A 24,051-nucleotide genomic window follows, 5' to 3' on the forward strand; every position below is an offset into this window, starting at 1 on the left:
TGAGCAGGTGCGATCAGTCGGTGTTGCGAGCGGGACGCTTCTTGGCGTCACGGGGCACAAACACCTTGCCGCCGTTGCCGGGCTTGGCAAAGCCAGCAGGCTTGCCGAAGGCAGGCTTGCGGGCCGCAAAGTCACCGCGAGGGGCACCGAAATCGCCACGGGGGGCTTGGAAGTCACCACGCGGCTGGAAGTCGCCGCGGGGAGGACGTGCATCACCGCGGGGAGCGCCCTGGCCGGCAAAGCGGTCGTTGAAACCGCCCTTGCGTTCGTAGCTGAAACCTTCGCGGGATGCGCCACCGAAGTCACGTGCGCTGTGGCCGAAATCACGGGGAGCACCAGCGGGTGGGCGTCCGCCGAAGCCGCCGCCATTGCCGCGGTTGCCACCAAAGCCACCTTCGCGGGGGCCATTGCTGAACTTGCGATCACGGTCGCCGCCGAAGCCGCCACCGTTGCCACGGCCGGCAAAGGCTGGGCGGGATTCAGGCGCGCGCTGTTGAGGCTCCAGGCCAGGAATCGTTTCAGCCTTGATGGGCTGGCGTGTGTAGGCTTCGATGTCGAAAATCTTGCGACGGTCGCGCATTTCAGCAAAGGTGATGGCCAAACCATCGCGACCAGCACGGCCGGTACGGCCAATGCGGTGGGTGTAGTCCTCGGCCTTCATGGGCAGGCCAAAGTTGAACACGTGGGTGATGGTGGGCACGTCGATACCACGGGCTGCAACATCGGTTGCCACCAGAATCTGCACCTGGCCTTGGCGCAGGGCCATCAGGCGGCGGTTGCGCAGACCCTGGCTCAGGGCACCGTGCAGGGCAACAGCGTCAAAGCCGTCTTGCTGCAGGTCGTTGGCCAAGCCGTCGCACTCGATCTGGGTGCTGGCAAACACGATGGCCTGGTTGATACCAGTATCGCGCAACCAGTGGTCAAGCAGCTTGCGCTTGTGCTGGGCGTTGTCGGCCCAATGCAGCACTTGCTTGATGTTGACGTGTTTTTCTTGTGGGTTGTCGATGGTCACGCGCTGAGGTTCGCGCATCACGCGGGCAGCGAGCTGCTGAATGCGGGGTGCGAAGGTCGCGCTGAACATCATGGTTTGCTTGCGGCCAATGGTCAGCTGGTTGATTTCAGCCAGGTCATCGGAGAAGCCCAGGTCCAACATACGGTCGGCTTCGTCCACCACCAGGAACTGGACTTGGTCCAGCTTGATTTGCATGGAGCGTTGCAGGTCCAGCAGACGGCCAGGAGTAGCCACCACCAGATTGGCGTTCTGCAGCTTGGCGATTTGCAACTGGTAAGGCATGCCGCCCACAATGTTGGCGACGCGCAGGCCACGGCAATGTTGCACCAGGTCGATGGCATCGTGCGCTACTTGCTGGGCCAGTTCGCGGGTGGGGCAAACGATCAGGGCACCAGGAGTAGGAGCCTTGAAGTTGCGGACATTGGTGGGGTCCTTGCGCTTGGCGCGCTTGGGGGCTGGCTCACCTTTCTCCAGGGCTTCAGCGGTCAAACGCTCGAATTCGGCGCGTTCGTCGGCTTCGGCCTGGGCCATTTGGGTCAGCAGGGTGTGCAGCACGGGCAGCAGGAAGGCGGCAGTCTTGCCGGAACCGGTCTGGCTGGACACCATCAGGTCGATGAACTTGGCAGCCTGGTCTTTGGTAGCACCGGAGCCCATGGCCAAAGGAATGGCCTTGTTTTGCACCACGGTGGGTTGGGTGTAACCCAGGTCTTTACAGGCTTGTACCAGCTCAGGGGCCAGGCCCAATTCGACGAAGCCGTTAGGGGCTTCAATGGTTTCCACAGCGTCAGCAGCATCCAGCTCGGCGGTTTCGCCCAGGGATTCCACAGTGTTGGAAGGCATGGAAATGTTTTCGGCAGGCGCGAATTCGCCTGTCACTTCAAAAGCGTCAGTCATATTTTTTCTCACACGCGAGCGCCGCAGGTTGTGCGACTGCTCCGTCAATGGTTAAAAAACATCAACCATCAAACGGAACCTGCTCTGCCCCGCCGTGGGGGTCTCAGTGCTGGGGGCGTATATCGCTTGGAAAAGCGAGCCCGGTGAATGAAGGGAGATGTGCAAAATTCGCTGGCCGCCACATGCGTTACCTGCGAAGCCCTCGATTATGACATGAATTCGGGTTTCTACCTAATCCAATTTTAAAAAATGCGTCCGGTAGTGCGCCAGCTCATCAATCGACTCGTGCACATCCGCTAGCGCCGTGTGTTTTTGCTGCTTCTTGAACGACTCAGCCACACCAGGCTTCCAGCGCTTGGCCAGCTCTTTGAGCGTGCTCACGTCCAGGTTGCGGTAGTGGAAGAAGGCCTCCAGCTTGGGCATGTACTTCACCAGGAAGCGGCGGTCCTGCCCAATGCTGTTGCCGCACATGGGGGAACCGTTGGCGGGCACGTACTGGCCCAGGAAGGCGATCAACGCCGCTTCGGCTTCGGCTTCCGTGGTCGTGGATGCCTTCACCTTGTCGATCAGCCCGCTCTTGCCATGGGTGCCCTTGTTCCAGGCATCCATGGTGTCCAGTTGCGCATCGGTCTGGTGGATCACATACACCGGGCCTTCCACCCGATTGCCCAGGTGGGGATCGGTCACGATAACGGCGATCTCGATGATGCGGTCCACCTCGGGCTCCAAGCCGGTCATTTCGCAGTCCAGCCAGACGAGGTTTTTGTCGGATTTTGCCAATACGGCGCTTGTGGGGGTGTTGGATTCAGCCATGCCGGCATTGTCGCCGATGGCCTAAACTCTGGCGCCATGACCGATGCTTCTCCTGCTGCCTCTTCCTCCATCCTGATGACGGTGGTCTTCGCCGTGGCCCTGCTGGCCAGCGTGCTGCTCAAATTCTGGCTGGCCACACGCCAGATGCGCCATGTGGCCCAGCACCGTGACGCCGTGCCCGTCGCCTTTAGCGCGCAAATCAGCCTGGAAGCCCACCACAAAGCCGCCGACTACACCATCGCCCAAGGGCGCCTGGGCCTCTTGGAACTGGCGTTTGGCACGGCCATCACGCTGGGCTGGACGCTATTGGGTGGCTTATCCTGGCTGAACCAGACACTGCTGCAATGGATAGCACCCGGTGTGCTGCAGCAGGTGGCGCTGCTGGCCGCTTTCATGGTGGTCGGCTCGCTGCTGGACCTGCCTTTCACGTTGTACCGCACCTTTGTGCTGGAACAGCGCTTTGGCTTCAACAAGACTACGCCCAAGCTCTGGCTGCAGGACCTGCTCAAGTCCACCTTGGTCGGCGCGGTAATTGGCCTGCCCATAGCAGCCCTGGTCGTGTGGATGATGGGTGCCACCGGTGCCTACTGGTGGGTCTGGACCTGGGGCGTGTGGATGGGATTCATCCTGCTGATGCAACTAATCATCCCCACCTGGATTTCGCCGCTGTTCAACCAGTTCAAACCACTGGACGACGTGGCGCTGAAAGACCGTGTGACCGCCCTCATGGCGCGCTGTGGCTTTACCTCCAAAGGTTTTTACGTGATGGACGGCAGCAAGCGCAGTGCGCATGCCAATGCCTACTTCACCGGTTTTGGCGCCTCCAAGCGCGTGGTGTTTTACGACACCCTGCTGGCGCAGCTCAGCCCGGCCGAGGTGGACGCGGTGCTGGCGCATGAGCTGGGGCACTTCAAACACAAGCACATCGTCAAACGCATGGTGTCGCTGTTCGGCCTGAGCCTACTGGGCTTTGCCCTTTTGGGCTGGGTCAGCCAGCAGGTCTGGTTCTACACCGGCCTGGGCGTGGTGCCCAGCATGACGGGCGCCAACGACGCGCTGGCCCTGCTGCTGTTCATGATGGTGCTGCCGCTGTTGGGCAGCTTTATCGGCCCGGTGTTTGCGCAGCTGTCGCGCAAGCATGAGTTCGAGGCCGATGCTTACGCCGTGGCCCATACCAGCGGTGCCGACCTGTCCTCGGCCCTGCTCAAGCTCTACAAGGACAACGCGTCCACGCTCACGCCCGATCCGGTGTACGTGAAGTTCTATTACTCGCACCCACCGGCCTCCGAGCGCCTGGGCCGCATGCTCTCCCCTGCTGCAGGAACCTGATATGACCCAAGACACAGAACAAAAAGCGCCGCCAGCCCCCGTCCGCACTGCGCTAACAGCTACACAAATCATAGCAAACCTGGCTAAGGTTGAAGGCTGGAAACTGCATGGCGATGGCGCTGAAGTGGCCATCGAGAAGACCTACCGCTTCGACAACTTTCTCAAGACCCTGTCTTTTGTGAACGCGCTGGCCTTTGTTGCCGAGCAGCAGGACCACCATCCCGAACTGCTGGTGACCTACGGCAGTTGCAGCGTGCGTTTCAACACCCACGACGTGCACGGCGTGTCGCGTTCCGACTTTGAATGCGCCGCGCTGGTTGACGCGCTGCTGGCGTCCTAGGCCCCGCTTTGGCTGCGCCCCAACTGGAACCCGGAATCGTCGTCGCAGGCCATGGCCGCCACGTGTGGGTGGAAACGCCCGATGGCCGCCGCCTGATCTGCCACCCACGTGGCAAAAAAAGCCAGACCGTGGTCGGCGACCAAGTGCTGTGGCAGGCCACGCAGGACGAAGGAACGATCGAGAAGGTACTGTCCCGCCGCAACCTGTTTTACCGCCAGGACGAGATCCGCACCAAGTCCTTTGCCGCCAACCTGGACCAGGTGCTGATCCTCATCGCGGCCGAACCCGAATTTTCCGAGAGCCAGCTCTCCCGCGCACTGATTGCGGCTGAGGCCGAAAAGATCCGCCCCATCATCGCGCTGAACAAAAGTGATTTGACCGAGCCCTTTGGCCGCGCCTGGGAGCGCATGGGCGCCTACCGCGAGATGGGTTACCAGGTGGTCCCCCTCGCCCTCAAACCCAAGGCCGATGGCATCAGCGCCACCGAGCTTGATGCGCTGATGCCGCTGATGCAGGGCAAGACGACGCTGGTGCTTGGCCCCTCGGGCTCGGGCAAGAGCACGCTGATCAACCGCCTGATCCCCCACGCGCAGGTGCTGACCAACGAAATCTCCACCGCGCTGAACTCCGGCAAACACACCACGACCAGCACCAACCTCTATTGGGTGGACGCCGCCAGGACCACGGCCGTGATCGACTCACCGGGCTTTCAGGAGTTTGGACTGAACCACATCGATCCCATGCACCTGGCCAGCCTGATGCCCGACATCAAGGCGCACGCGCAGGAGTGCAAGTTCTACAACTGCAGCCACCTGCATGAGCCGGGGTGCGGGGTGATAACGAAGCTAAAAGAGGGGCCTGCCCCCCATGGAATCGGCGCACACCGCTACAAAATTTATAGCGATCTGTTTGCCGAACTGTCGCAAACGCGGTACTGATCAGCCCAGCAGACGGGCCAGCGACAGCAGGGCCAAGAACACCATCCACATCACCACGGTGCGCCACACCAGGCCCACCACGGCCCGCAGGTGGGCAGACTCGGGTACCTGGCCGCTGGCTGCAGGGTCGTCTTGACCCAGCCGCACATTCACGGCCCCGGCAGTGGCTGCCAGCACCACGCCGTCGTTGTCCAGCGGATGCACGGCTTCGTGGCGGCGCCAGCTGTCCACAGCCTCTTCAAAGCTGCCTACAAAAGCGAAGCTCAGTGCGGTCACGCGTGAGGGTAACCAGTCCACCAGCGCCCAGGCGCGCGCTGCCTGGTCACGCACGGCATCGCTGACCGGGGGCAGCTCTGGCCGCGTGGGCCGCTTGGCAAACACCGAGATGTATTCGCTGACGCGGTAAAACACCGCGCCCGCAGGGCCCAGGCCCAGGGCAGCGAACAGCGAATACCAGGCAAACACCCCAAACACATGGCGGTGCGCGCTGAGCACCGAGTACTCGATCACATGGCGCACGATTTCGCTGCGGGGCAGCGCGCTGGCGTCGATGCGCATCCAGCGTGCCAGCGCTTCGCGCGCTGCGGCTTCGTCACCGGCATCCAGCGCATCGCGGATCTGGGTGAAATGGTGGCTGAATTGCCGGAACCCCAGGGTGGCGTAAAGAATGGCCACGTTCCAGACCACCGCAAATGCCCAGCCCAGTTGCCAGACCAGCAGCCAGTGCACGCCCAGCACCAACAGCGAAGGCCCGGCCACCGCCAACGACCATGCCAACCAGCCATGCTGGGGCTTGCCAGCGTCGAAATTGCGCATCACCCAACGTACCCAATTGCGCACGCTGTTGTGCACCGGGTTGATCTGAGGCAAGGGCTTGGCCTGTTCCAACAACAAGGCCAGCAAAATGGAGATGAAACTCATGCGGCAATCATAGCGACCTGCCCGCTGTGGCACGCCGCTCTGCCCCGTACCAGCACTGCTAAATCAGCAAAAACTGGTACAGATTGCGCAACATGCCGGCCGTCGCACCCCAGATAAAGCGCTGCTGCGCACCGTCCTGATACGGCATGGAGATCCATTCGCGGCGCGCGCCTTCCCACTCCACCACGTGGTGCCGGTGGTGGGCAGGGTTCATCAGGTACTGCAGCGGCACTTCAAACGCATCCGCCACCTCATCGGAATTCAGCGTCAAGGCCATGCCCGGTTGCACCAGGGCCACCACTGGCGTGACCACATAGGCGCTGCCCGTGGTGTAGGTGGGCATGCTGCCGATCACCTCTACATGGCTAGGGTCGAGACCAATCTCCTCCTGTGCCTCGCGCAAAGCCGTGGCTACCGCGTCGGCATCCTCCGGATCCGCCTTGCCCCCGGGAAACGCCACCTGCCCCGAATGGCTGGACAAATGCGCCGTGCGCTGGGTGAGCAGCACGGTGAGTTGCTCACCACGCATCACCAGCGGAATCAACACCGAGGCATGGGCAGGCGCCCGGCTGGAAAATTTGGGCTCGGTGTGGAATTGGGGAGACCAGGCAGGCGGATGGGCGAAGCGCAGCCGCAATGCAGCGCTCTGCAAGGCGTGCGCAGGTACTGCTGGCAAGTGGTGGTCCGTGCTGACGACAGGCACCAAACTGGGATCAAACATGGGAGGGACGGCCACGGGAAATCATACCCATCACATGGAAAGGAAAAACCGAAAGGGCCATGAAAAAAGCCGCCGCAGACAATGCTGGGGCGGCTTATCTGCCAAAAAACAGTGCGTTAGATTACGCGGCTGTCTTCTTTGCTGGCAGCTTTTCCTTGATACGCGCCGACTTGCCGCTGCGGTCACGCAGGTAGTACAGCTTGGCACGGCGCACGTCACCACGGCGCTTGACTTCGATGCTGGCGATCAGGGGGCTGTAGGTTTGGAATGTACGTTCCACGCCTTCGCCGCTAGAGATCTTGCGCACGATGAAGCCGCTGTTCAGGCCGCGATTGCGCTTGGCAATCACAACACCTTCGTAAGCCTGCACGCGCTTGCGGGTGCCTTCAACGACGTTCACGCTCACCACCACGGTGTCGCCGGGGGCGAATTCTGGGATGGTTTTACCCAGGCGAGCAATTTCTTCTTGCTCAAGAGTTTGGATCAGGTTCATGATTTCCTTCGTGATCTTGCAAGCGCCGGCACCGGAATTGGTACCAACCACAGCCTTCCCGAGGAAGCGTGGCCTGGCCGAGCAGAGGATCGGTTAGCCCGCAATTATAGCAAGCTCAGGGCTTGCCAGCCAAATACTGCTCGTCGCGCTTGTCCAGCAGCCCCTGCTGGCGTGCGGCGTCCAGCAAATCAGGGCGGTGTTGTGCCGTCAGCGCCAGGCGCTGTTCACGCCGCCAGCGCTCGATTTGCTCATGGTGGCCCGACATCAGCACAGCAGGCACGGGCTGCTCTGACCAGGTTTCGGGGCGGGTGTAGTGGGGGCAGTCCAGCAGACCGTCCAGCGCGGGGTTGAAGCTGTCCTGGTGGTGGCTGTCGGCATCACTGAGCACGCCGGGCTGCAGGCGTGCAATGGCATCCAGCATGGCCATGGCCGCCAACTCGCCACCCGATAGCACAAAATCGCCCAAGCTGATTTGTCCATCGACGTAGCGGTCGATAAAGCGCTGGTCCAGACCCTCGTAACGGCCACAGACCAAGATGGCGCCCTCGCTGGCGGACCAGCGTTCCACGGCATCATGGTTCAGGGTCTGGCCAATCGGCGAGAACAGCAACACGGGCGCGTTGTCATTGCGGCTGGCACGAATGGCCAGCACGGCTTTTTCCAGCGGCTCCGCCATCATCACCATGCCGGGCCCACCCCCAAACGGGCGATCGTCCACACGTCGGTAGTTACCACTGGCAAAGTCTCTGGGGTTGGTCAGTTGCACCCGCACCTGCCCGGTCTCGTAGGCGCGGCGGGTGATGCCGACCTTGAGAAACGGCTCAAACAGCTCGGGAAACAGCGTGATGACGTCAAAGCGCATGCGCTTGTCGCTCAGTAGTCGGCAAGCCAGTCCACTCGGATGCGCTTGCCAGCCAGGTCCACCTCGTCCACATAGGCGGAGACGAACGGAATCATGCGTTCTTGGGGTTTGCCATCTTGCTGGTACTCGAGCACCAGCACGGTTTGCGGACCAGTGGACAGCAGTTCACGCACGACGCCCAAGTCCTCATCCTGACGATTGACCACGTTCAGGCCAATCAGGTCGACCCAGTAGTACTCGTCTTGGGCGGCAGTGGGAAAGCTGGCACGTGAAATAAAGATACGCGCACCGCGCAGTGCCTCGGCGGCATTGCGGTCATCGACGTCGTGGGCACAGGCCACCACGGTGTCGGAGTGTTCTTTCACTTCCTTGACAGCCACTTGCACCGTGCCCGTGAAGGTTTTGACACCTTTTTCAGTCGGCAACAGAAACCAGCGCTTGGAAGAGAAAAGCGCTTCAGGATCGGCGCTATAGGGCAGGACTTTGAACCAGCCCTTGATCCCCCACGCATCTGCGATGCGCCCTACTTCAATGGCGTCCGCTGGCAGTTCAGCAGCTTCGAGGCCAGCAAGCATGTTTGGGGGGAAATGGTGTCGGTCAGGCAGCTTGCACCGCGCGACCGACAGGACCCATTAGGCTGCTTTTTTAGCAGCTTGGTTGATCAGGCGTTCCACGGTGGGAGACGCTTGGGCGCCAACGCCCTTCCAGTACGTCAGGCGATCCTGGGCAATGCGGATGCTTTCTTCGTTGGCTGTGGCGATCGGGTTGTAAAAACCGATACGCTCAATGAAGCGGCCGTCACGACGGGTGCGCTTGTCTGCAACAACAATATTGAAAAACGGGCGAGCTTTTGCACCGCCACGGGCGAGTCGAATGACGACCATGATTTATCCTTTGGGTGACTGAAAAAAATTCAGCCATTAAATTCAGAGTTGAGACACGCAACTGACCACCCGGCCAGTGACACTCTGAATAGCTCCCCATTATAACGTTTTCCATCTTCATGACAAAAATTCGCCCCAGCACCGATGCCGACGTCGCTGCGATGACCGCTATTTACGCCCACCACGTGCTCCATGGCACCGGTACTTTCGAGATCACGCCCCCTACGGAAGCGGATATAAGCGGTCGCCGGGCCGACGTGTTGTCCAAAGGGCTGCCCTACCTGGTACTGGAAGATGCCACCGGCGTCATCGGCTTTGCCTACTGCAACTGGTTCAAGCCCCGCCCGGCCTACCGTTTCTCGGCTGAAGACTCGATTTACCTGGCACCGGCAGCTGCAGGGCGGGGTCTGGGGCGCCTGCTGCTGCAGGAGCTGATGGCCCAGGCCGAGCGCGCCGGCGTGCGCAAACTGATCGCGGTGATTGGCGACTCTGCCAACCAGGGCTCCATCGGAGTGCACCGCAGCTGCGGTTTTTCGCAGGTGGGCGTGCTCTCGTCGTGTGGCTGGAAGTTTGAGCGCTGGCTGGATGTGGTGCTGATGGAGCGCTTTATCGGTGCAGGCAACAGCACCCCGGCTGCGGATGTGGCCGCATGAAAAACAAGACACTGGCTGTGTGGCTGACTTTTTTGCTGGGCGCACTGGGCCTGCACCGCTGGTACCTGCTGGGGCGCTATGACACGTTGGCACGCCTGCTGCCCATTCCGACGCTGCTGGGGGCTTACGGGGTGTGGCGCGCACGCACCTTGGGCGTGGATGATCTGTGGAGCTGGCTGCTAATCCCAATGCTGGGCTTTACTTTAGCGGGCTGCGCGCTGAACGCCATCGTCTATGGGCTGATGGCGCCTGAGAAGTGGAACCAACGCTTCAACGCACAAGCCCCTGAGGATGCGCCAGCTGGCGCCACCCACTGGCTCACCATTGTGGGCGTGGGTGCCGCGCTGGCGGTGGGCACCACGGTGCTGATGGCCAGCATTGCCTTCAGCTTTCAGCGCTACTTTGAATACCAGATCGAGGGTGCCCAGTCGCTGTCGCAACCGGCTCCGGTTAAAAAATCTGCAGACTGAACCAGTAGGCAATCGCGGCAACAAAGGCTGCAGCAGGAATCGTCAGCACCCAAGCCCACACGATGTTGCCCGCCACGCCCCAGCGCACGGCGCTGGCGCGTTGGGTGGAGCCCACCCCCACGATGGCACCGGTGATGGTATGCGTGGTAGACACGGGCACGCCTAGCGCCGTGGCCAGGAACAGGGTCAACGCCCCACCGGTCTCGGCGCAGAAGCCGCCCACGGGCTTGAGCTTGGTGATTTTTTGGCCCATGGTTTTCACAATGCGCCAGCCACCAAACATGGTGCCCGCGCCGATGGCCATGTAGCAGGAGATGATCACCCAGGAAGGCGGCGACTTGTCTTCAGCGGCCACGTAGCCCGTGGCGATGAGCATCATCCAGATGATGCCGATGGTTTTTTGCGCGTCATTGCCGCCGTGTCCTAGGCTGTAGGCGCCGGCGGACAGCAACTGCAAGCGGCGGAACCACTTGTCGATGCGCGAAGGCCGGGTGCGCCGGAAAACCCAAGCCACCAACACCATCATCATCGACCCCAGGATGAAGCCCAGCAAAGGCGAGATGAAGATGAAAGCGACCGTTTTCAAAATGCCTTCGGAGACCAAAGCGCTCGCCCCGGACTTGGCAATCACCGCACCTACGATGCCACCAATCAGCGCGTGCGACGACGAACTGGGGATGCCGTAGATCCAGGTAATGACGTTCCAAGAGATGGCGCCCACCAGAGCACCAAACACCACGTGCACATCGACCACACCGGGCTGCACGATCCCCTTGCCCACCGTAGCAGCCACGCTCAGGTGGAAGATAAAAATGGCAATCAGGTTGAAGAAGGCGGCGAACAGCACCGCCTGACCGGGCTTGAGCACACCGGTGGAGACCACGGTGGCAATCGAGTTCGCGGCATCATGAAACCCGTTCATGAAGTCGAACATGATGGCCAGCGCCACCAGCAACATCACCACCCACAGGGCTGCCTGTACGTTTTGCATAACTAGGTACCGCAGTCGGGATCAGGAATTTTCGAGAATGATGCCTTCGATCACGTTGGCCACATCCTCGCACTTGTCGGTGATGGTTTCCAGCAGCTCGTAAATGGCCTTGAGCTTGATCAGCTCGCGCACATCGGGTTCTTCGCGGAACAACTTGCTCATGGCCGTGCGCATCACGCGATCGGCATCGGACTCCAGGCGGTCGATCTCTTCGCAGGTCTTGAGCGCAGCTTCGGCCGTGTGGTGGTCGGCAATGTGGTCCAACAGCTTGACGGCGTCACGCAGGCGCTCGCAGCACTTCACGCTCAGGTCGGTCAAGCGCACGATTTCTTCGGTCATGTGGCGCACGTCGTACAGCGCCATGGTTTCGGCCGAATCCTGAATCAGATCGGCCACGTCGTCCATGGTGTTGATCAGGGAATGGATCTGCTCACGGTCGATCGGCGTGATGAAAGTGATGTGGATGGCTTTGTTGACATCGTGCGTGACGCGGTCAGCAGCGCGCTCGGCGTCGTCCACTTCTTGGTTGTACTTGGCACGCAAGTCCAGGTCGTTGTAGTTGGCCACCAGCTTGGAGAAAGCGTGGGCAGCCTCCACGATGCGGTCCGCGTGCTGGTTGAACATCTCAAAAAAATTGCCTTCACGCGGCAACAACTTACCAAACAGCATCACGGGCTCCTAACGATGAAATATGTCGGTCTTGTGACCAAATCTAGACTGCGCGGAGTTTAACCGCCCGTAACCCGGGGGTATCTGGCGCGATTCAGGCGCTGCGGAAAATAAAGTAGACGGCACCCACCATGCACAGTCCGGCCCAGACGAAGTCCAGCTTGAAGGGCTGCTTCAGGTAAATCATGGCAAATGGCAAAAACACCGTCAGGGTGATGATTTCCTGCATGATTTTCAGCTGCGCCACCGAAAATCCAGCCTGCTGAAAGCCAATGCGGTTGGCCGGCACCTGCAACAGGTACTCAAACAGGGCGATGCCCCAGCTCACCAGCGCGGCGGTGTACCAAGGCACCGTGGCCAGGCTTTTCAGGTGGCCGTACCAGGCAAATGTCATGAACACATTGCTGGCCACCAAGAGCAAAATGGTTTGCAGAGAGAGGGGGATGCTGCTGAGAAAGTTCATCTCCCAATTATCTCCACCCAAGAAAAAAGCCCCCTGGTTTACACCACGGGGCTTTTGCGTCAGGAGACTCGCAGTCTTACGCAGCCACGCCTTCTGTGACCGTGGCAGCCGACTCGGTGTAGTCACCGATCTTGTCGAAGTTCAGGTACTGGTACACCGTGTCGCTGGCCGCGGTCAGCACGCCCATGTCGGTCAGGTACTCTTCCTTGGTGGGGATGCGACCCAGCTTGGAACAGATGGCGGCCAGTTCGGCCGAGCCCAGGTACACATTGCTGTTTTTGCCCAAGCGGTTGGGGAAATTGCGGGTGGAGGTGGAGAACACAGTGGCGCCCTCCTTCACCTGCGCCTGGTTGCCCATGCACAAACTGCAACCCGGCATTTCCATGCGCGCACCGGCACTGCCCAGCACGCCATAGTGGCCTTCGTCGCTGAGTTGCTTGGCGTCCATCTTGGTGGGCGGGGCCACCCACAGCTTGACCGGAATATCGCGCTTGTTTTCCAGCAGCTTGGACGCCGCGCGGAAGTGGCCAATGTTGGTCATGCAGGAGCCGATGAACACTTCATCGATCTTGGCGCCAGCGACGTCGGCCAAAGTCTTCACGTCGTCCGGATCGTTCGGGCAGGCCACGATGGGTTCGTGGATGTCGGCCAGATCAATCTCGATGACGGCTGCGTAATCGGCATCGTCGTCACCCTTGAGCAACTGGGGATCGCGCAACCAGGCTTCTTGCGCTGCAATGCGGCGGGCCAAGGTGCGGGCATCGGAGTACCCATTGGCAATCATCCACTTCATCATGGTGATGTTGCTGTTGATGTACTCAATGATGGGTTCTTTGTTCAGGTGCACGGTGCAACCGGCGGCAGAGCGTTCGGCGGAAGCGTCGGACAACTCGAATGCCTGCTCGACCTTCAGGTCTGGCAGACCTTCGATTTCGAGAATGCGGCCAGAGAAGATGTTCTTTTTGCCCTTCTTCTCGACGGTCAGCAGACCGGCCTTGATGGCGTACAGCGGGATGGCGTTGACCAGGTCACGCAGGGTGACGCCGTTTTGCATCTTGCCTTTGAAACGCACCAAGACGGACTCGGGCATGTCCAAAGGCATCACGCCTGTGGCAGCGGCAAATGCCACCAAACCGGAGCCTGCGGGGAAACTGATGCCGATGGGGAAGCGCGTGTGGCTATCGCCACCGGTGCCCACGGTGTCGGGGAGCAGCAGGCGGTTCAACCAAGAGTGAATCACACCATCACCGGGGCGCAGCGAGATACCGCCGCGCGTGCTGATGAAGTCGGGCAGCTCGTGGTGCATCTTCACGTCCACGGGCTTGGGGTACGCAGCCGTGTGGCAGAAGGATTGCATGACCAGGTCAGCGCTGAAGCCCAGGCAGGCCAGGTCCTTCAGCTCGTCGCGGGTCATGGGGCCGGTGGTGTCTTGCGAACCGACGGATGTCATCTTGGGTTCGCAGTAAGTACCGGGGCGCACGCCCTGCTGCACACCGTCGATAGCGGGCAGACCGCAGGCGCGGCCGACCATCTTCTGCGCCAGGCTGAAGCCCTTGTTGGTGTTGGCGGGGTTTTGCGGCAGGCGGAACAGCTCGGACGGAGGCAGGCCCAGGGTCTCGCGGGCTTTGGCGGTCAGGCCACGGCCAACGATCAGGGGAATACGGCCACCGGCGCGCACTTCGTCAAACAGCACGTCGCTCTTCACCTGGAAGGAGGCGATCTCTTTGCCGTCCTTGAAGGCCTTGCCGTCGTAGGGGCGCAGCTCCACCGTATCGCCCATGTTCATCTGGCTCACGTCGAGCTCGATAGGCAAGGCGCCCGCGTCTTCCATGGTGTTGTAGAAGATGGGCGCGATTTTGGTACCCAGGCAAACGCCACCGAAACGCTTGTTCGGCACAAAGGGGATGTCTTCGCCGGTAAACCACAGCACGCTGTTGGTAGCGGACTTGCGGCTGGAGCCGGTGCCCACCACGTCGCCCACGTAGGCCACCAGGTTGCCACGGGCGCGCAGGTCTTCGATGAACTTGACCGGGCCGCGCTTGCCGTCTTCTTCGGGCGCTGCTTCTACTGGTTGGCCATCGCGCTTGTTCTTCAGCATCGCCAAAGCGTGCAGCGGGATGTCGGGGCGGCTCCAGGCGTCGGGCGCGGGAGACAGGTCGTCGGTGTTGGTCTCGCCGGTCACCTTGAGGATGGTGACTGTGATGGACTGGGGCACTTCGGGGCGGCTGGTGAACCACTCGGCGTCGGCCCAGCTTTGCAGCACGGACTTGGCGTTGGGGTTGTCGGCCTTGGCTTTTTCGGCCACGTCGTGGAACTGGTCGAACATCAGCAAAGTCTTCTTCAGGCCATTGCCTGCGACAGCGCCCACATCGGGATCGTCCAGCAGCTCAATCAGCGGGCTGATGTTGTAGCCGCCCAGCATGGTGCCCAGCAGTTCGGTCGCTTTTTCGCGGCTGATCAGATCGCACTTTTGGGTGCCATGGGCCAGAGCGGCCAGGTAGCTGGCCTTGACCTTGGCAGCGTCATCCACGCCCGCGGGCACGCGGTAGGTGATCAGGTCTACCAGCGTGGCTGCTTCGCCGGCGGGCGGGTTCTTCAGCAACTCAATCAGTTCGCCGGTCTGTTGGGCAGACAGGGGCAGCGGGGGAATCCCCAGCGCAGCGCGTTCGGCCACATGGTCTCGGTAGGCTTTCAACATCATTTTCTCCTTCAGTAACAATAAAATACCGCGCTAGCCCCCGTGGGATATGCGCGAGCAGCTATCTATTTGGTAGCGGTTGCCACCGCTTCGGGTTGGGGTTCGGCAGCCGCCACAGCAGGTGCGTTGACCAAGGGCTCAAGCAAACTCGGTGCCGGTGTGCGCAGCAGGGCTTCGGCCACCACTGCCTGCCCGGAGTTCATGCACTCGTCCGCCAGACGCCGGCCCAACTTTTGGTCCATCAACATCGATTTATTGGCCAGCTGCAGCCACACGGCGCCGCTGACCGGATCTTCCAGGCGCACAGCGCCGGTGCTGGTGGGCACGGGGGCCATCTGGTACTTCTGGCGCCCATGCTCCAGTACAAAGCGCCCAGCCCAAGTCTGGTGCGCAGAAATCTTCACCTGCGCGCCCAGTTCGCAGGGCACGGTGCCCACAGCCACGCGCTGGGCCACGGCCAAGTGCTCAGGCGGCAGCTCGGCAGGTGCGGCCTCTGCCACCGCTGGCTGCACCACCACTAGGCGGGGCTTGGCAGCTTTCTTCACTTTGGCCACCGGGCCAGCGGCCTGCGCCAAAGGCGCCATCAGCAGCACCAGCAACACACCCGACAGTGACAACTTCAGCATGATGAACCCTGACCTCAATGGACTGACGTAGAAAAATAGGCCGCCGCGTCTGCGGGGAGCGCCCGGCCGGTCTGGTGCGCGCGCTCCAGTACCTGCCAGAAATACCGGTAGCTGGCGCGGTCGTGCAACTTGCCTGCGACGGAGATCGGCGCCCACTCCTGGCGCTGGGCTTGCTGCACGATGTGTGCGGCCAGCGCCACTTCGTCTTCCGTGGGGGCAAAAGCTTCCAGGATCGGGCGGATCTGGTCGGGGTGGATGCTCCACATCCGGGTGAAACCCAGGGCCTGGGCCGCCGTTGTGGCGGCGCGCAACAGTGCGGCGGAGTCCTTGAACTCGGTCACCACGCAGTGCGAAGGCACCTTGCCATGGGCATGGCAGGCGCTGGAAATATCTGTCTTGGCCCGCAGCACCAACGGGTGGTGAAACTGGTCCAGCGAGGTGCCGTCATCCGCGGCACGCACACCCATGGCGGACGAGGGAATTGCCCCCCCGTGGCTGGAGACAAAGTCCATCAGGCCAAAGCTGATCGACTGCACCCGAGGGTGGGCCGCGATCTCAAAAGCACGGTGTGCCGCGGCGGGCGACTCGATCAGCACATGCAGAGGTAAAGGCGGGACACCGGGTGCAGTGGCGGCATCGATTGCGGCAACAGCGCTATCCACATCCCTGACCGACTCCACTTTGGGCACCATGAGGTAGCTCAGCGCCGCACCGGCTAAGCCCACCACGGTTCGTACATCGGACGCAAACTCCGCATGGTCGACGGCGTGCACACGCACACCGACTCTGCGGCGCAGGCCTTTTGCTATTAAATTGGGAGCTGCTTGCGCAGCATTGGCGAGGGCTACGACCATATTTGCATGGTCATCTTCGCCCCCGACAGGGGCGCCATCCTCGCAGTCCAGGGTCACGTCAAAGACGCAGGCCCCGAACTCTTCCGTCATCTCGGCCTGCAGTTGCAGGCTTTTGACCATCCGCGCTTCCACGCCGCTGTAGTGGTCGCACACAGGCAAGCTGCCTGCCGCGCCCTGAGCGCCAAGAAGAACGTCACGCGGATGGGTCACGTCCGTCGATTACAGCAGGTGGGCGACGCCAGCTTGCTCGTCTTGCAGCTCTTTGAGCGTGATGTTGATGCGCTCTTGGCTGAACGCGTCCACTTCCAGGCCTTCCACCAGCTTGTACTCGCCACCTTCGCAGGTCACGGCAAAGCCGAACATGGTGTCCTTGGGGATGCCGTACTGGCCGTCCGAAGGAATACCCATGGTCACCCACTTGCCATTGGTGCCCAAGGCCCAATCACGCATGTGGTCGATGGCGGCGTTGGCTGCAGAAGCGGCGGAAGACACGCCACGGGCCGCGATGATGGCCGCGCCGCGCTTGCCCACGGTGGGAAGGAAGGTGTCTTTGTTCCACACTTCGTCGTTGATCAGGGTCTTGACGCTTTGTCCGTTGATGGTGGCAAAGCGGTAGTCGGCGTACATGGTGGGCGAGTGGTTGCCCCACACGGCCATCTTTTCGATGTCGGCCACGGCCTTGCCGGTCTTGGCGGCGATCTGGCTCAGGGCACGGTTGTGGTCCAGGCGCAGCATGGCAGTGAAGTTCTTGCGTGGCAGGTCAGGCGCACTCTTCATGGCGATGTAGGCGTTGGTGTTGGCGGGGTTGCCCACCACCAGCACCTTGACATTGCGGCTGGCCACAGCGTTCAGGGCCTTGCCTTGCGCGGTGAAAATTTCTGCGTTCACGGCCAACAATTCGGCACGCTCCATGCCGGGGCCGCGAGGACGCGAACCAATCAGCAGCGCGTAGTCCACATCTTTGAACGCAGCCAGGGGATCGCTGTGCGCTTCAATGCCCACCAACAGAGGGAATGCGCAATCTTGCAACTCCATGATCACGCCTTGCAAAGCCTGCTGCGCCTTCTCGACAGGCACTTCCAACAGGCTCAGAATGACGGGCTGGTCCTTGCCCAACATTTCGCCGGAGGCGATGCGAAACAGAATGGCGTATCCGATTTGGCCAGCTGCGCCGGTAACGGCAACGCGGACGGGTTTCTTGCTCATGGTAAAACTCCAGGAAGTGTGGTGAAAACGGCGTGGGACCAGCGCTTTTCGCAATCCGTGTTGCGCTGCAGAATGCGCCGGAGTTTACTCCCGAATTCCGCACTGCGTCAATTTGTCTTATGTCTTATATAAGATATGATTGCGCCAGTTTAAAGACTGACCCGACGCTGACTCCACCCCTCTGCACCATGGCCGCCACCCCACCCCATTCGAGCGATAGTTCTGCCTCCGCAGATGCCGATGCGGGCACGACCACGGGCGCCGGCCTCACGCCCGCTTTCAGCCCGCTGTACCAGCAAATCAAGGTGCTGATGCTGCAAAGCCTGCAAAGCGGTGAGTGGAAGCCCAGCGCCGCGATCCCCAGTGAACTGGAACTGGCTGCACGCTTCAAGGTGAGCCAGGGCACGGTGCGCAAGGCGATTGACGAACTGGCCGCAGAAAACCTGCTGGTACGCCGCCAGGGCAAAGGCACCTTTGTGGCTACCCATGCCGAGCACCATGTGCAGTACCGCTTCTTGAAGCTCTTCCCTGACAACGGCGACCCCAACAGCGAAGGCCCTGCCCAGCGCAAGATCATCGACTGCAAGCGCCTGCGCGCCTCGGCCGAAGTGGCGCGGGCCCTGGCACTGCGCCCGGCCGATGCGGTGCTGCAGGTGCGGCGCGTGCTGTCGTTCGCGGGCGTACCCACGATTCTGGAAGACCTGTGGTTGCCCGGCACCCCTTTCAAAGGGCTGACAGCAGAACGCCTGGCGGGCTACAACGGCCCGATGTATGCGCTGTTTGAAACCGAATTTGGCGTGCGCATGGTGCGTGCCGAAGAAAAAATTCGCGCGGTGCTGCCGGATGCTGAGCAATGCCAGCTGCTGCACACCACGCAACAAACACCGCTGCTGAGCGTGGAACGCACAGCGTTCACCTACAACGACACGCCCATGGAAATGCGCCGCGGCCTGTACCTGACCGACACACATTACTATCGAAATGCGCTAAATTGAGCGGCCTTTACCGTGCAAGTCCAACGTCAGATTGGTGCGGTGCAATAGAATTTTGGCTGGCTGCGCCAAAAATTACATACCAGTTACCACCAAGAAAGCCCATCCATGACTGAGCTCGCCTCTGCATCCAAACGCCCACGGCCCGAATTCCGCAACATCAACGCCCTCTCGGATCTACCCACCTACCGTTTGCCCCCCGCAGGCTGGGTGTCCATCCTGCACCGCGTCAGTGGCGTCATCATGTTCATCCTGATGCCTTTCATTATCTGGATGTTTGACACCTCCGTATCCTCGGAAATCTCATTTGCTAAGTTCAGCAGCGCATTCACTGTGGGCCTGGGTTTTGTTCCGGGCTGGTTCATCAAACTGGTGGCACTGGCCATCATCTGGGCCTACCTGCACCACTTCATCGCAGGCCTGCGCCATCTGTGGATGGACATCAACCACGCCGTGAGCAAAGAATTTGGTCGCTCCTCGGCCATCGTGACACTGACCTTGGGCTCGGTGCTGACACTGGCCCTAGCGCTCAAGCTGTTTGGCGCCTACTAATTCAAAAAAGGAAATCAAAAAATGGCAGTGAATTACGGTTCCAAGCGTGTCGTCGTTGGCGCGCACTACGGTCTGCGCGACTGGTTGGCGCAGCGCGTCACCGCGGTGTTGATGGCCCTGTTCACCCTGGTGGTGCTGGCCCAGGTGATCTTTTCCAAAGGCCCCATTGGCTACGACAAATGGGCAGGCATTTTCTCCTCCCAGTGGATGAAGGTTTTGACCTTCTCGGTCATCGTGGCCATGCTGTACCACGTGTGGGTCGGCATCCGTGATGTCTGGATGGACTATGTCAAACCCGTCTCTATCCGCCTGTCTCTGCAGGTGTTTGCCATTGTCTGGCTCGTCGGCTGCGCCGGCTGGGCCATCCAGGTCCTGTGGCGTCTCTGATCTCCCTTCCTAACAGGCAATCCATTCATGTCTTACTCCGTATCCAAACGTAAATTTGACGTTGTCATCGTCGGCGCAGGTGGCTCCGGCATGCGCGCGTCCCTGCAACTGGCCCGTGCCGGGCTGAACGTCGCTGTTCTCTCCAAAGTGTTCCCCACCCGTTCGCACACCGTGGCAGCCCAGGGCGGCATCGGTGCCTCGCTGGGCAACATGAACGACGACAACTGGCATTACCACTTCTACGACACCGTCAAGGGCTCCGACTGGCTCGGCGACCAGGACGCGATCGAATTCATGTGCCGCGAAGCACCCAAGGTCGTGTACGACCTGGAGCACATGGGCATGCCATTTGACCGCAACCCCGATGGCACGATTTACCAGCGCCCATTCGGTGGCCACACCGCCAACTACGGTGAAAAAGCCGTGGAGCGCGCCTGCGCGGCGGCCGACCGCACCGGTCATGCCATGCTGCACACGCTGTACCAGCAAAACGTTGCAGCCAAGACCAGCTTCTTTGTGGAGTGGATGGCACTCGATCTGATCCGTGACGCCGAAGGCGACGTGGTCGGCGTGACCGCACTGGAAATGGAAACAGGCGACATCCACATCCTGGAAGCTAAGACCACGCTGTTGGCCACCGGTGGCGCAGGCCGCATCTTTGCCGCCTCCACCAACGCCTTCATCAACACCGGCGACGGTCTGGGCATGGCAGCACGCGCTGGCATCCCGTTGGAAGACATGGAGTTCTGGCAGTTCCACCCCACTGGCGTCGCCGGTGCCGGCGTGTTGCTGACCGAGGGCTGCCGCGGCGAAGGCGCCATTCTGCTCAACAGCAATGGCGAACGCTTTATGGAGCGCTATGCGCCCACCTTGAAAGACTTGGCACCGCGCGACTTCGTGTCCCGCTCCATGGACCAGGAAATCAAGGAAGGCCGCGGCTGTGGCCCGAACAAAGACTACGTGCTGCTGAAGCTGGACCACCTGGGTGCCGACACCATCCACAAGCGCCTGCCTTCGGTATACGAGATCGGCGTCAACTTCGCCAACGTGGACATCACCAAAGAACCGATTCCTGTTGTGCCTACCATCCATTACCAAATGGGTGGCATTCCCACCAACGTGAACGGCCAGGTGGTCGTGCAAAACGGTGATGTGCACAACCAGGTCGTCAACGGCTTGTACGCCGTGGGCGAATGCTCTTGCGTGAGCGTGCATGGCGCCAACCGCCTGGGCACCAACTCGCTGCTCGACTTGCTGGTGTTTGGCCGCGCAGCCGGCAACCACATCGTCAACTACATCAAGACCAGCAAGTCGCACAAAGACTTGCCCAAGGATGCGGCAGACCGCACCCTGGCCCGCGTTTCCCGCCTGGACAATGCCACCAGCGGCGAATACGCCCAGGACGTGGCCAACGACATGCGCGCCTCGATGCAGCAACACGCGGGTGTGTTCCGCACGCAGAAGAGCATGGACGAAGGCGTGGAGAAAATCGCAGCCCTGCGTGACCGCGTCAATGCGATCAACCTGAAAGACAAGTCCAAGGTGTTCAACACTGCGCGCATCGAAGCGCTGGAAGTGGAGAACCTGATCGAAGCGGCACAGGCCACTATCGTGTCTGCCGCTGCCCGCCACGAGAGCCGTGGCGCGCACACGGTGGACGACTACAGCGACTCCGTCGAGCACCCCAACGGCCGCAACGACAAGGAATGGCACAAGCACACGCTGTGGTACAGCGAAGGCAACCGCCTCTCTTACAAGCCTGTGCAGATGAAGCCTTTGACGGTGGATTCCGTGCCACTCAAAGTCCGGACATTTTGAGGAATTGCAGGACAGATCTTTAGCTCTGTCCCCAACTGACTAAGGAACACTTATGACCAAACGCACTTTCTCCATCTACCGCTACGATCCGGACAAGGACGCCAAGCCCTATATGCAGGACATCGAGGTGGAACTCGATGGCCATGAGCGCATGCTGCTGGATGCTTTGATGAAGCTCAAGGCCGTGGATCCCACGATCTCCTTCCGCCGCTCTTGCCGCGAAGGCGTGTGCGGCTCGGATGCGATGAACATCAACGGCAAAAACGGCCTGGCCTGCCTGACCAACATGCTGACTTTGCCCGGCAAGATCGTGTTGAAGCCCCTGCCCGGCCTGCCTGTCATCCGCGACCTGATCGTCGATATGACCGACTTCTTCAAACAGTACAACTCGATCAAGCCCTACCTGATCAACGACACCGTACCGCCCGAAAAAGAACGTCTGCAAAGCCCAGAAGAGCGCGAAGAGCTCAACGGCCTGTACGAATGCATCTTGTGCGCGAGCTGCTCCACCTCCTGTCCCAGCTTCTGGTGGAACCCCGACAAGTTCGTGGGCCCCGCCGGTTTGCTGCAGGCCTACCGCTTTATTGCGGACAGCCGCGACGAAGCCACCGCCGAGCGCCTGGACAACCTGGAAGACCCCTACCGCCTGTTCCGCTGCCACACCATCATGAACTGCGTCGATGTGTGCCCTAAAGGACTGAACCCGACCAAGGCGATTGGCAAAATCAAGGAAATGATGGTCCTGCGGACCGTCTGACCTTTACCAGGCAAGTAGCACGTGACTGAAGCACTGATCGACGAACGGGCATTGAGCAAGCTGCAGTGGCGTTGCCGCCGCGGCCTGCTGGAAAACGACTTGTTCATCGAGCGCTTCTTTCAGCGGTTCAGCCCCACTTTGACGGCCCGCCAGGGCGATGCCTTGGCAGCCCTGATGGACCTGAGCGACAACGACCTGCTGGACGTGCAATTGGCACGCAAGTCGCTTGCCCAGGTGGACGCGCAATTGGACCGTGCGGACGTGCACGAAGTTTTGAAAATGTTGAGAGAACCTCTCTGAAAGGCGAAAGATGAAACTAGCTGACAACAAAGCCACCCTGTCGTTCAGTAACGGCAGCCCCAGCGTCGATTTGCCGGTGTACCACGGCAACGTCGGCCCCGATGTGGTGGACATCCGCAAGCTGTACGCGCAAACGGGCATGTTCACCTATGACCCAGGCTTTTTGTCAACGGCATCCTGCCAGTCCGCCATTACGTACATCGATGGTGACAAGGGCGAACTGCTGTACCGCGGCTACCCCATCGAGCAGTTGGCCACCAACTGCGACTTCATGGAAACCTGCCACCTGCTGCTGTACGGCAACCTGCCCAATGCCGCCGGCAAGGCCGACTTCACCAAGCGCGTGACCCAGCACACCATGGTCAACGAGCAGATGCAGTTCTTCTTGCGTGGTTTCCGCCGCGACGCGCACCCTATGGCCATCATGACCGGCTTGGTCGGCGCAATGTCTGCCTTCTACCATGACAGCACGGACATCAACAATCCTGAGCACCGCGAGATCTCGGCCATTCGCCTGATCGCCAAGATGCCCACGCTGGTCGCCATGGCCTACAAATACAGTGCAGGTCAGCCCTACATGTACCCCAAGAACAACCTGAGCTACGCAGGTAACTTCTTGCACATGATGTTCGCCACACCGTGCGAAGAGTATGTGGTGAACCCCGTGATCGAACGTGCGCTGGACCGCATCTTCATCCTGCACGCGGACCACGAGCAAAACGCATCCACCTCCACCGTGCGCCTGTGTGGCTCGTCCGGCACCAACCCGTTTGCGGCCATTGCCGCTGGTGTGGCCTGCCTGTGGGGCCCTTCCCACGGTGGCGCCAACGAAGCCTGCCTGAACATGCTGGAAGACATCCAGCGCATGGGCGGCATCTCCAAGGTCGGCCAGTTCATGGAACAGGTCAAGGACAAGAGCTCCGGCGTCAAGCTGATGGGCTTTGGCCACCGCGTGTACAAGAACTACGACCCCCGCGCCAAGCTCATGCAAGAGACTTGCAAGGAAGTGCTGACCGCCTTGGGTCTGGAAAACGATCCTCTGTTCAAGCTGGCCATGGCCCTGGAAAAGATCGCCCTGGAAGACGACTACTTCGTGCAGCGCAAGCTCTACCCCAATGTGGACTTCTACTCCGGCATCGTGCAGCGCGCCATTGGTATCCCGGTGAGCCTGTTCACCGCGATCTTCGCGCTGGCCCGCACCGTGGGCTGGATTGCCCAATTGAACGAGATGATTGGCGACCCCGAGTACAAGATTGGCCGCCCGCGCCAGCTGTTCACTGGCTCCGAAAAGCGCGACGTGGTGCCTATCGGCCAACGCTGATTTCCCAGGTATCCCGCTAGAACAACCGCCAGGTGGCAACACCGGGCGGTTTTTTTTACGTCCGACCCCGGATCCGAGGGCGATGGC

General features: G+C 60.8%; 27 protein-coding genes. 12 read left to right on the plus strand and 15 right to left on the minus strand.

Annotation, left to right across the window (positions count from 1 at the left end; translation table 11 throughout):
- Positions 1-13 precede the first annotated feature (13 nt).
- Both AC097R_RS15520 and orn read right to left on the minus strand, forming a co-directional pair.
- On the minus strand, positions 14-1,906 hold the full coding sequence (locus AC097R_RS15520; RefSeq protein ID WP_479599032.1) for a DEAD/DEAH box helicase: 1,893 nt from the start codon (positions 1,904-1,906) through the stop codon (positions 14-16).
- 231 nt (positions 1,907-2,137) lie between these two features.
- On the minus strand, positions 2,138-2,719 hold the full coding sequence (gene orn, locus AC097R_RS15525; protein WP_479599033.1) for an oligoribonuclease: 582 nt from the start codon (positions 2,717-2,719) through the stop codon (positions 2,138-2,140).
- A gap of 36 nt (positions 2,720-2,755) precedes the next feature.
- Between orn and AC097R_RS15530 the strand changes: the two genes are divergently transcribed.
- The 3 genes from AC097R_RS15530 to rsgA are packed head-to-tail and all read left to right on the plus strand — an operon-like array spanning position 2,756 to position 5,326.
- On the plus strand, positions 2,756-4,048 hold the full coding sequence (locus AC097R_RS15530; RefSeq protein ID WP_479599034.1) for a M48 family metallopeptidase: 1,293 nt from the start codon (positions 2,756-2,758) through the stop codon (positions 4,046-4,048).
- A 1-nt stretch (position 4,049) separates the two neighbouring features.
- Entirely contained in the window at positions 4,050-4,388 is a 339-nt protein-coding gene (locus AC097R_RS15535; protein ID WP_479599035.1) for a 4a-hydroxytetrahydrobiopterin dehydratase, read from the plus strand.
- 8 nt (positions 4,389-4,396) lie between these two features.
- Positions 4,397-5,326, plus strand: coding sequence for a ribosome small subunit-dependent GTPase A (rsgA, locus tag AC097R_RS15540; protein WP_479599036.1), 930 nt, complete (start codon positions 4,397-4,399; stop codon positions 5,324-5,326).
- Here rsgA and AC097R_RS15545 read toward each other — a convergent pair whose 3' ends face one another.
- From AC097R_RS15545 to rpsP, 6 genes are all read right to left on the minus strand, one after another.
- On the minus strand, positions 5,327-6,247 hold the full coding sequence (locus AC097R_RS15545) for a cobalamin biosynthesis protein (protein ID WP_479599037.1): 921 nt from the start codon (positions 6,245-6,247) through the stop codon (positions 5,327-5,329). It lies immediately after the preceding gene.
- Positions 6,248-6,305: 58 nt separating this feature from the next.
- Positions 6,306-6,968, minus strand: coding sequence for a CoA pyrophosphatase (locus AC097R_RS15550; protein WP_479599038.1), 663 nt, complete (start codon positions 6,966-6,968; stop codon positions 6,306-6,308).
- 121 nt (positions 6,969-7,089) lie between these two features.
- The gene (gene rplS, locus AC097R_RS15555) at positions 7,090-7,461 is read right to left on the minus strand and encodes a 50S ribosomal protein L19 (RefSeq protein WP_105260385.1); all 372 of its coding nucleotides are present in this window, start codon (positions 7,459-7,461) and stop codon (positions 7,090-7,092) included.
- Between the two features lie 115 nt (positions 7,462-7,576).
- Positions 7,577-8,323 carry a tRNA (guanosine(37)-N1)-methyltransferase TrmD gene (gene trmD, locus AC097R_RS15560; protein WP_479599039.1) on the minus strand — a complete coding sequence of 249 codons (747 nt, stop codon included), beginning with the start codon at positions 8,321-8,323 and terminating at the stop codon, positions 7,577-7,579.
- 11 nt (positions 8,324-8,334) lie between these two features.
- Positions 8,335-8,898: a ribosome maturation factor RimM gene (rimM, locus tag AC097R_RS15565; protein WP_479599041.1), complete on the minus strand. Its 564-nt coding sequence runs from the start codon at positions 8,896-8,898 to the stop codon at positions 8,335-8,337.
- A gap of 57 nt (positions 8,899-8,955) precedes the next feature.
- Positions 8,956-9,207, minus strand: coding sequence for a 30S ribosomal protein S16 (gene rpsP, locus AC097R_RS15570; protein ID WP_310341612.1), 252 nt, complete (start codon positions 9,205-9,207; stop codon positions 8,956-8,958).
- 119 nt (positions 9,208-9,326) lie between these two features.
- Between rpsP and AC097R_RS15575 the strand changes: the two genes are divergently transcribed.
- Both AC097R_RS15575 and AC097R_RS15580 read left to right on the plus strand, forming a co-directional pair.
- Positions 9,327-9,860, plus strand: a complete 534-nt coding sequence (locus AC097R_RS15575; RefSeq protein ID WP_479599042.1) for an N-acetyltransferase family protein — start codon at positions 9,327-9,329, stop codon at positions 9,858-9,860.
- Complete coding sequence (locus tag AC097R_RS15580; RefSeq protein WP_479599043.1) at positions 9,857-10,330, plus strand: TM2 domain-containing protein; 474 nt, start codon at positions 9,857-9,859, stop codon at positions 10,328-10,330. The genes AC097R_RS15575 and AC097R_RS15580 overlap by 4 nt, the downstream gene beginning before the upstream one ends.
- On the opposite strand, the gene AC097R_RS15585 is transcribed toward AC097R_RS15580, so the two are convergent.
- The 7 genes from AC097R_RS15585 to AC097R_RS15615 form a co-directional block, all read right to left on the minus strand.
- A complete protein-coding gene (locus tag AC097R_RS15585; RefSeq protein WP_479599044.1) occupies positions 10,311-11,321 on the minus strand; it encodes an inorganic phosphate transporter in 1,011 nt (336 codons plus the stop codon). The two genes, AC097R_RS15580 and AC097R_RS15585, sit on opposite strands and share 20 nt — an antisense overlap.
- Positions 11,322-11,342: 21 nt before the next feature.
- On the minus strand, positions 11,343-11,990 hold the full coding sequence (locus tag AC097R_RS15590; protein ID WP_479599045.1) for a DUF47 domain-containing protein: 648 nt from the start codon (positions 11,988-11,990) through the stop codon (positions 11,343-11,345).
- A 94-nt stretch (positions 11,991-12,084) separates the two neighbouring features.
- A complete protein-coding gene (locus tag AC097R_RS15595) occupies positions 12,085-12,453 on the minus strand; it encodes a DMT family protein (protein ID WP_479599046.1) in 369 nt (122 codons plus the stop codon).
- Positions 12,454-12,529: 76 nt separating this feature from the next.
- Complete coding sequence (locus AC097R_RS15600) at positions 12,530-15,151, minus strand: bifunctional aconitate hydratase 2/2-methylisocitrate dehydratase (protein ID WP_479599047.1); 2,622 nt, start codon at positions 15,149-15,151, stop codon at positions 12,530-12,532.
- Positions 15,152-15,216: 65 nt separating this feature from the next.
- Entirely contained in the window at positions 15,217-15,777 is a 561-nt protein-coding gene (locus AC097R_RS15605; protein WP_479599048.1) for a hypothetical protein, read from the minus strand.
- A 14-nt stretch (positions 15,778-15,791) separates the two neighbouring features.
- On the minus strand, positions 15,792-16,841 hold the full coding sequence (locus AC097R_RS15610; RefSeq protein WP_479599049.1) for an HpcH/HpaI aldolase/citrate lyase family protein: 1,050 nt from the start codon (positions 16,839-16,841) through the stop codon (positions 15,792-15,794).
- 9 nt (positions 16,842-16,850) lie between these two features.
- The gene (locus AC097R_RS15615) at positions 16,851-17,837 is read right to left on the minus strand and encodes a malate dehydrogenase (protein WP_479599050.1); all 987 of its coding nucleotides are present in this window, start codon (positions 17,835-17,837) and stop codon (positions 16,851-16,853) included.
- Positions 17,838-18,025: 188 nt separating this feature from the next.
- Between AC097R_RS15615 and AC097R_RS15620 the strand changes: the two genes are divergently transcribed.
- The 7 genes from AC097R_RS15620 (at position 18,026) to gltA (ending at position 23,964) form a co-directional block, all read left to right on the plus strand.
- Entirely contained in the window at positions 18,026-18,832 is an 807-nt protein-coding gene (locus AC097R_RS15620; protein ID WP_479599051.1) for a GntR family transcriptional regulator, read from the plus strand.
- Positions 18,833-18,937: 105 nt separating this feature from the next.
- Positions 18,938-19,381 (plus strand): succinate dehydrogenase, cytochrome b556 subunit, encoded by a 444-nt coding sequence (gene sdhC, locus AC097R_RS15625; protein ID WP_310341590.1) that lies wholly within the window; start codon positions 18,938-18,940, stop codon positions 19,379-19,381.
- A 21-nt stretch (positions 19,382-19,402) separates the two neighbouring features.
- Entirely contained in the window at positions 19,403-19,768 is a 366-nt protein-coding gene (gene sdhD, locus AC097R_RS15630) for a succinate dehydrogenase, hydrophobic membrane anchor protein (RefSeq protein ID WP_479599052.1), read from the plus strand.
- Positions 19,769-19,795: 27 nt separating this feature from the next.
- A complete protein-coding gene (gene sdhA / locus AC097R_RS15635) occupies positions 19,796-21,586 on the plus strand; it encodes a succinate dehydrogenase flavoprotein subunit (RefSeq protein WP_479599053.1) in 1,791 nt (596 codons plus the stop codon).
- Positions 21,587-21,638: 52 nt separating this feature from the next.
- Entirely contained in the window at positions 21,639-22,343 is a 705-nt protein-coding gene (locus tag AC097R_RS15640) for a succinate dehydrogenase iron-sulfur subunit (RefSeq protein ID WP_479599054.1), read from the plus strand.
- A 21-nt stretch (positions 22,344-22,364) separates the two neighbouring features.
- A complete protein-coding gene (locus AC097R_RS15645; RefSeq protein ID WP_479599055.1) occupies positions 22,365-22,643 on the plus strand; it encodes an FAD assembly factor SdhE in 279 nt (92 codons plus the stop codon).
- Positions 22,644-22,653: 10 nt separating this feature from the next.
- Positions 22,654-23,964: a citrate synthase gene (gene gltA / locus AC097R_RS15650; protein ID WP_479599056.1), complete on the plus strand. Its 1,311-nt coding sequence runs from the start codon at positions 22,654-22,656 to the stop codon at positions 23,962-23,964.
- Positions 23,965-24,051 lie beyond the last annotated feature (87 nt).

The organism is Rhodoferax sp. ZS1R25, from assembly GCF_056521335.1.

What these genes read in the sequence shown, in the direction of transcription:
- AC097R_RS15520 (WP_479599032.1), bottom strand. Translation starts at nt 1,906, where the DNA reads ATGACTGACGCTTTTGAAGTGACAGGCGAATTCGCGCCTGCCGAAAAC.
- orn (WP_479599033.1), bottom strand. Translation starts at nt 2,719, where the DNA reads ATGGCTGAATCCAACACCCCCACAAGCGCCGTATTGGCAAAATCCGAC.
- AC097R_RS15530 (WP_479599034.1), top strand. Translation starts at nt 2,756, where the DNA reads ATGACCGATGCTTCTCCTGCTGCCTCTTCCTCCATCCTGATGACGGTG.
- AC097R_RS15535 (WP_479599035.1), top strand. Translation starts at nt 4,050, where the DNA reads ATGACCCAAGACACAGAACAAAAAGCGCCGCCAGCCCCCGTCCGCACT.
- AC097R_RS15545 (WP_479599037.1), bottom strand. Translation starts at nt 6,247, where the DNA reads ATGAGTTTCATCTCCATTTTGCTGGCCTTGTTGTTGGAACAGGCCAAG.
- AC097R_RS15550 (WP_479599038.1), bottom strand. Translation starts at nt 6,968, where the DNA reads ATGTTTGATCCCAGTTTGGTGCCTGTCGTCAGCACGGACCACCACTTG.
- rplS (WP_105260385.1), bottom strand. Translation starts at nt 7,461, where the DNA reads ATGAACCTGATCCAAACTCTTGAGCAAGAAGAAATTGCTCGCCTGGGT.
- trmD (WP_479599039.1), bottom strand. Translation starts at nt 8,323, where the DNA reads ATGCGCTTTGACGTCATCACGCTGTTTCCCGAGCTGTTTGAGCCGTTT.
- rimM (WP_479599041.1), bottom strand. Translation starts at nt 8,898, where the DNA reads ATGCTTGCTGGCCTCGAAGCTGCTGAACTGCCAGCGGACGCCATTGAA.
- rpsP (WP_310341612.1), bottom strand. Translation starts at nt 9,207, where the DNA reads ATGGTCGTCATTCGACTCGCCCGTGGCGGTGCAAAAGCTCGCCCGTTT.
- AC097R_RS15575 (WP_479599042.1), top strand. Translation starts at nt 9,327, where the DNA reads ATGACAAAAATTCGCCCCAGCACCGATGCCGACGTCGCTGCGATGACC.
- AC097R_RS15580 (WP_479599043.1), top strand. Translation starts at nt 9,857, where the DNA reads ATGAAAAACAAGACACTGGCTGTGTGGCTGACTTTTTTGCTGGGCGCA.
- AC097R_RS15585 (WP_479599044.1), bottom strand. Translation starts at nt 11,321, where the DNA reads ATGCAAAACGTACAGGCAGCCCTGTGGGTGGTGATGTTGCTGGTGGCG.
- AC097R_RS15590 (WP_479599045.1), bottom strand. Translation starts at nt 11,990, where the DNA reads ATGCTGTTTGGTAAGTTGTTGCCGCGTGAAGGCAATTTTTTTGAGATG.
- AC097R_RS15595 (WP_479599046.1), bottom strand. Translation starts at nt 12,453, where the DNA reads ATGAACTTTCTCAGCAGCATCCCCCTCTCTCTGCAAACCATTTTGCTC.
- AC097R_RS15600 (WP_479599047.1), bottom strand. Translation starts at nt 15,151, where the DNA reads ATGTTGAAAGCCTACCGAGACCATGTGGCCGAACGCGCTGCGCTGGGG.
- AC097R_RS15605 (WP_479599048.1), bottom strand. Translation starts at nt 15,777, where the DNA reads ATGCTGAAGTTGTCACTGTCGGGTGTGTTGCTGGTGCTGCTGATGGCG.
- AC097R_RS15615 (WP_479599050.1), bottom strand. Translation starts at nt 17,837, where the DNA reads ATGAGCAAGAAACCCGTCCGCGTTGCCGTTACCGGCGCAGCTGGCCAA.
- AC097R_RS15620 (WP_479599051.1), top strand. Translation starts at nt 18,026, where the DNA reads ATGGCCGCCACCCCACCCCATTCGAGCGATAGTTCTGCCTCCGCAGAT.
- sdhC (WP_310341590.1), top strand. Translation starts at nt 18,938, where the DNA reads ATGACTGAGCTCGCCTCTGCATCCAAACGCCCACGGCCCGAATTCCGC.
- sdhD (WP_479599052.1), top strand. Translation starts at nt 19,403, where the DNA reads ATGGCAGTGAATTACGGTTCCAAGCGTGTCGTCGTTGGCGCGCACTAC.
- sdhA (WP_479599053.1), top strand. Translation starts at nt 19,796, where the DNA reads ATGTCTTACTCCGTATCCAAACGTAAATTTGACGTTGTCATCGTCGGC.
- AC097R_RS15640 (WP_479599054.1), top strand. Translation starts at nt 21,639, where the DNA reads ATGACCAAACGCACTTTCTCCATCTACCGCTACGATCCGGACAAGGAC.
- gltA (WP_479599056.1), top strand. Translation starts at nt 22,654, where the DNA reads ATGAAACTAGCTGACAACAAAGCCACCCTGTCGTTCAGTAACGGCAGC.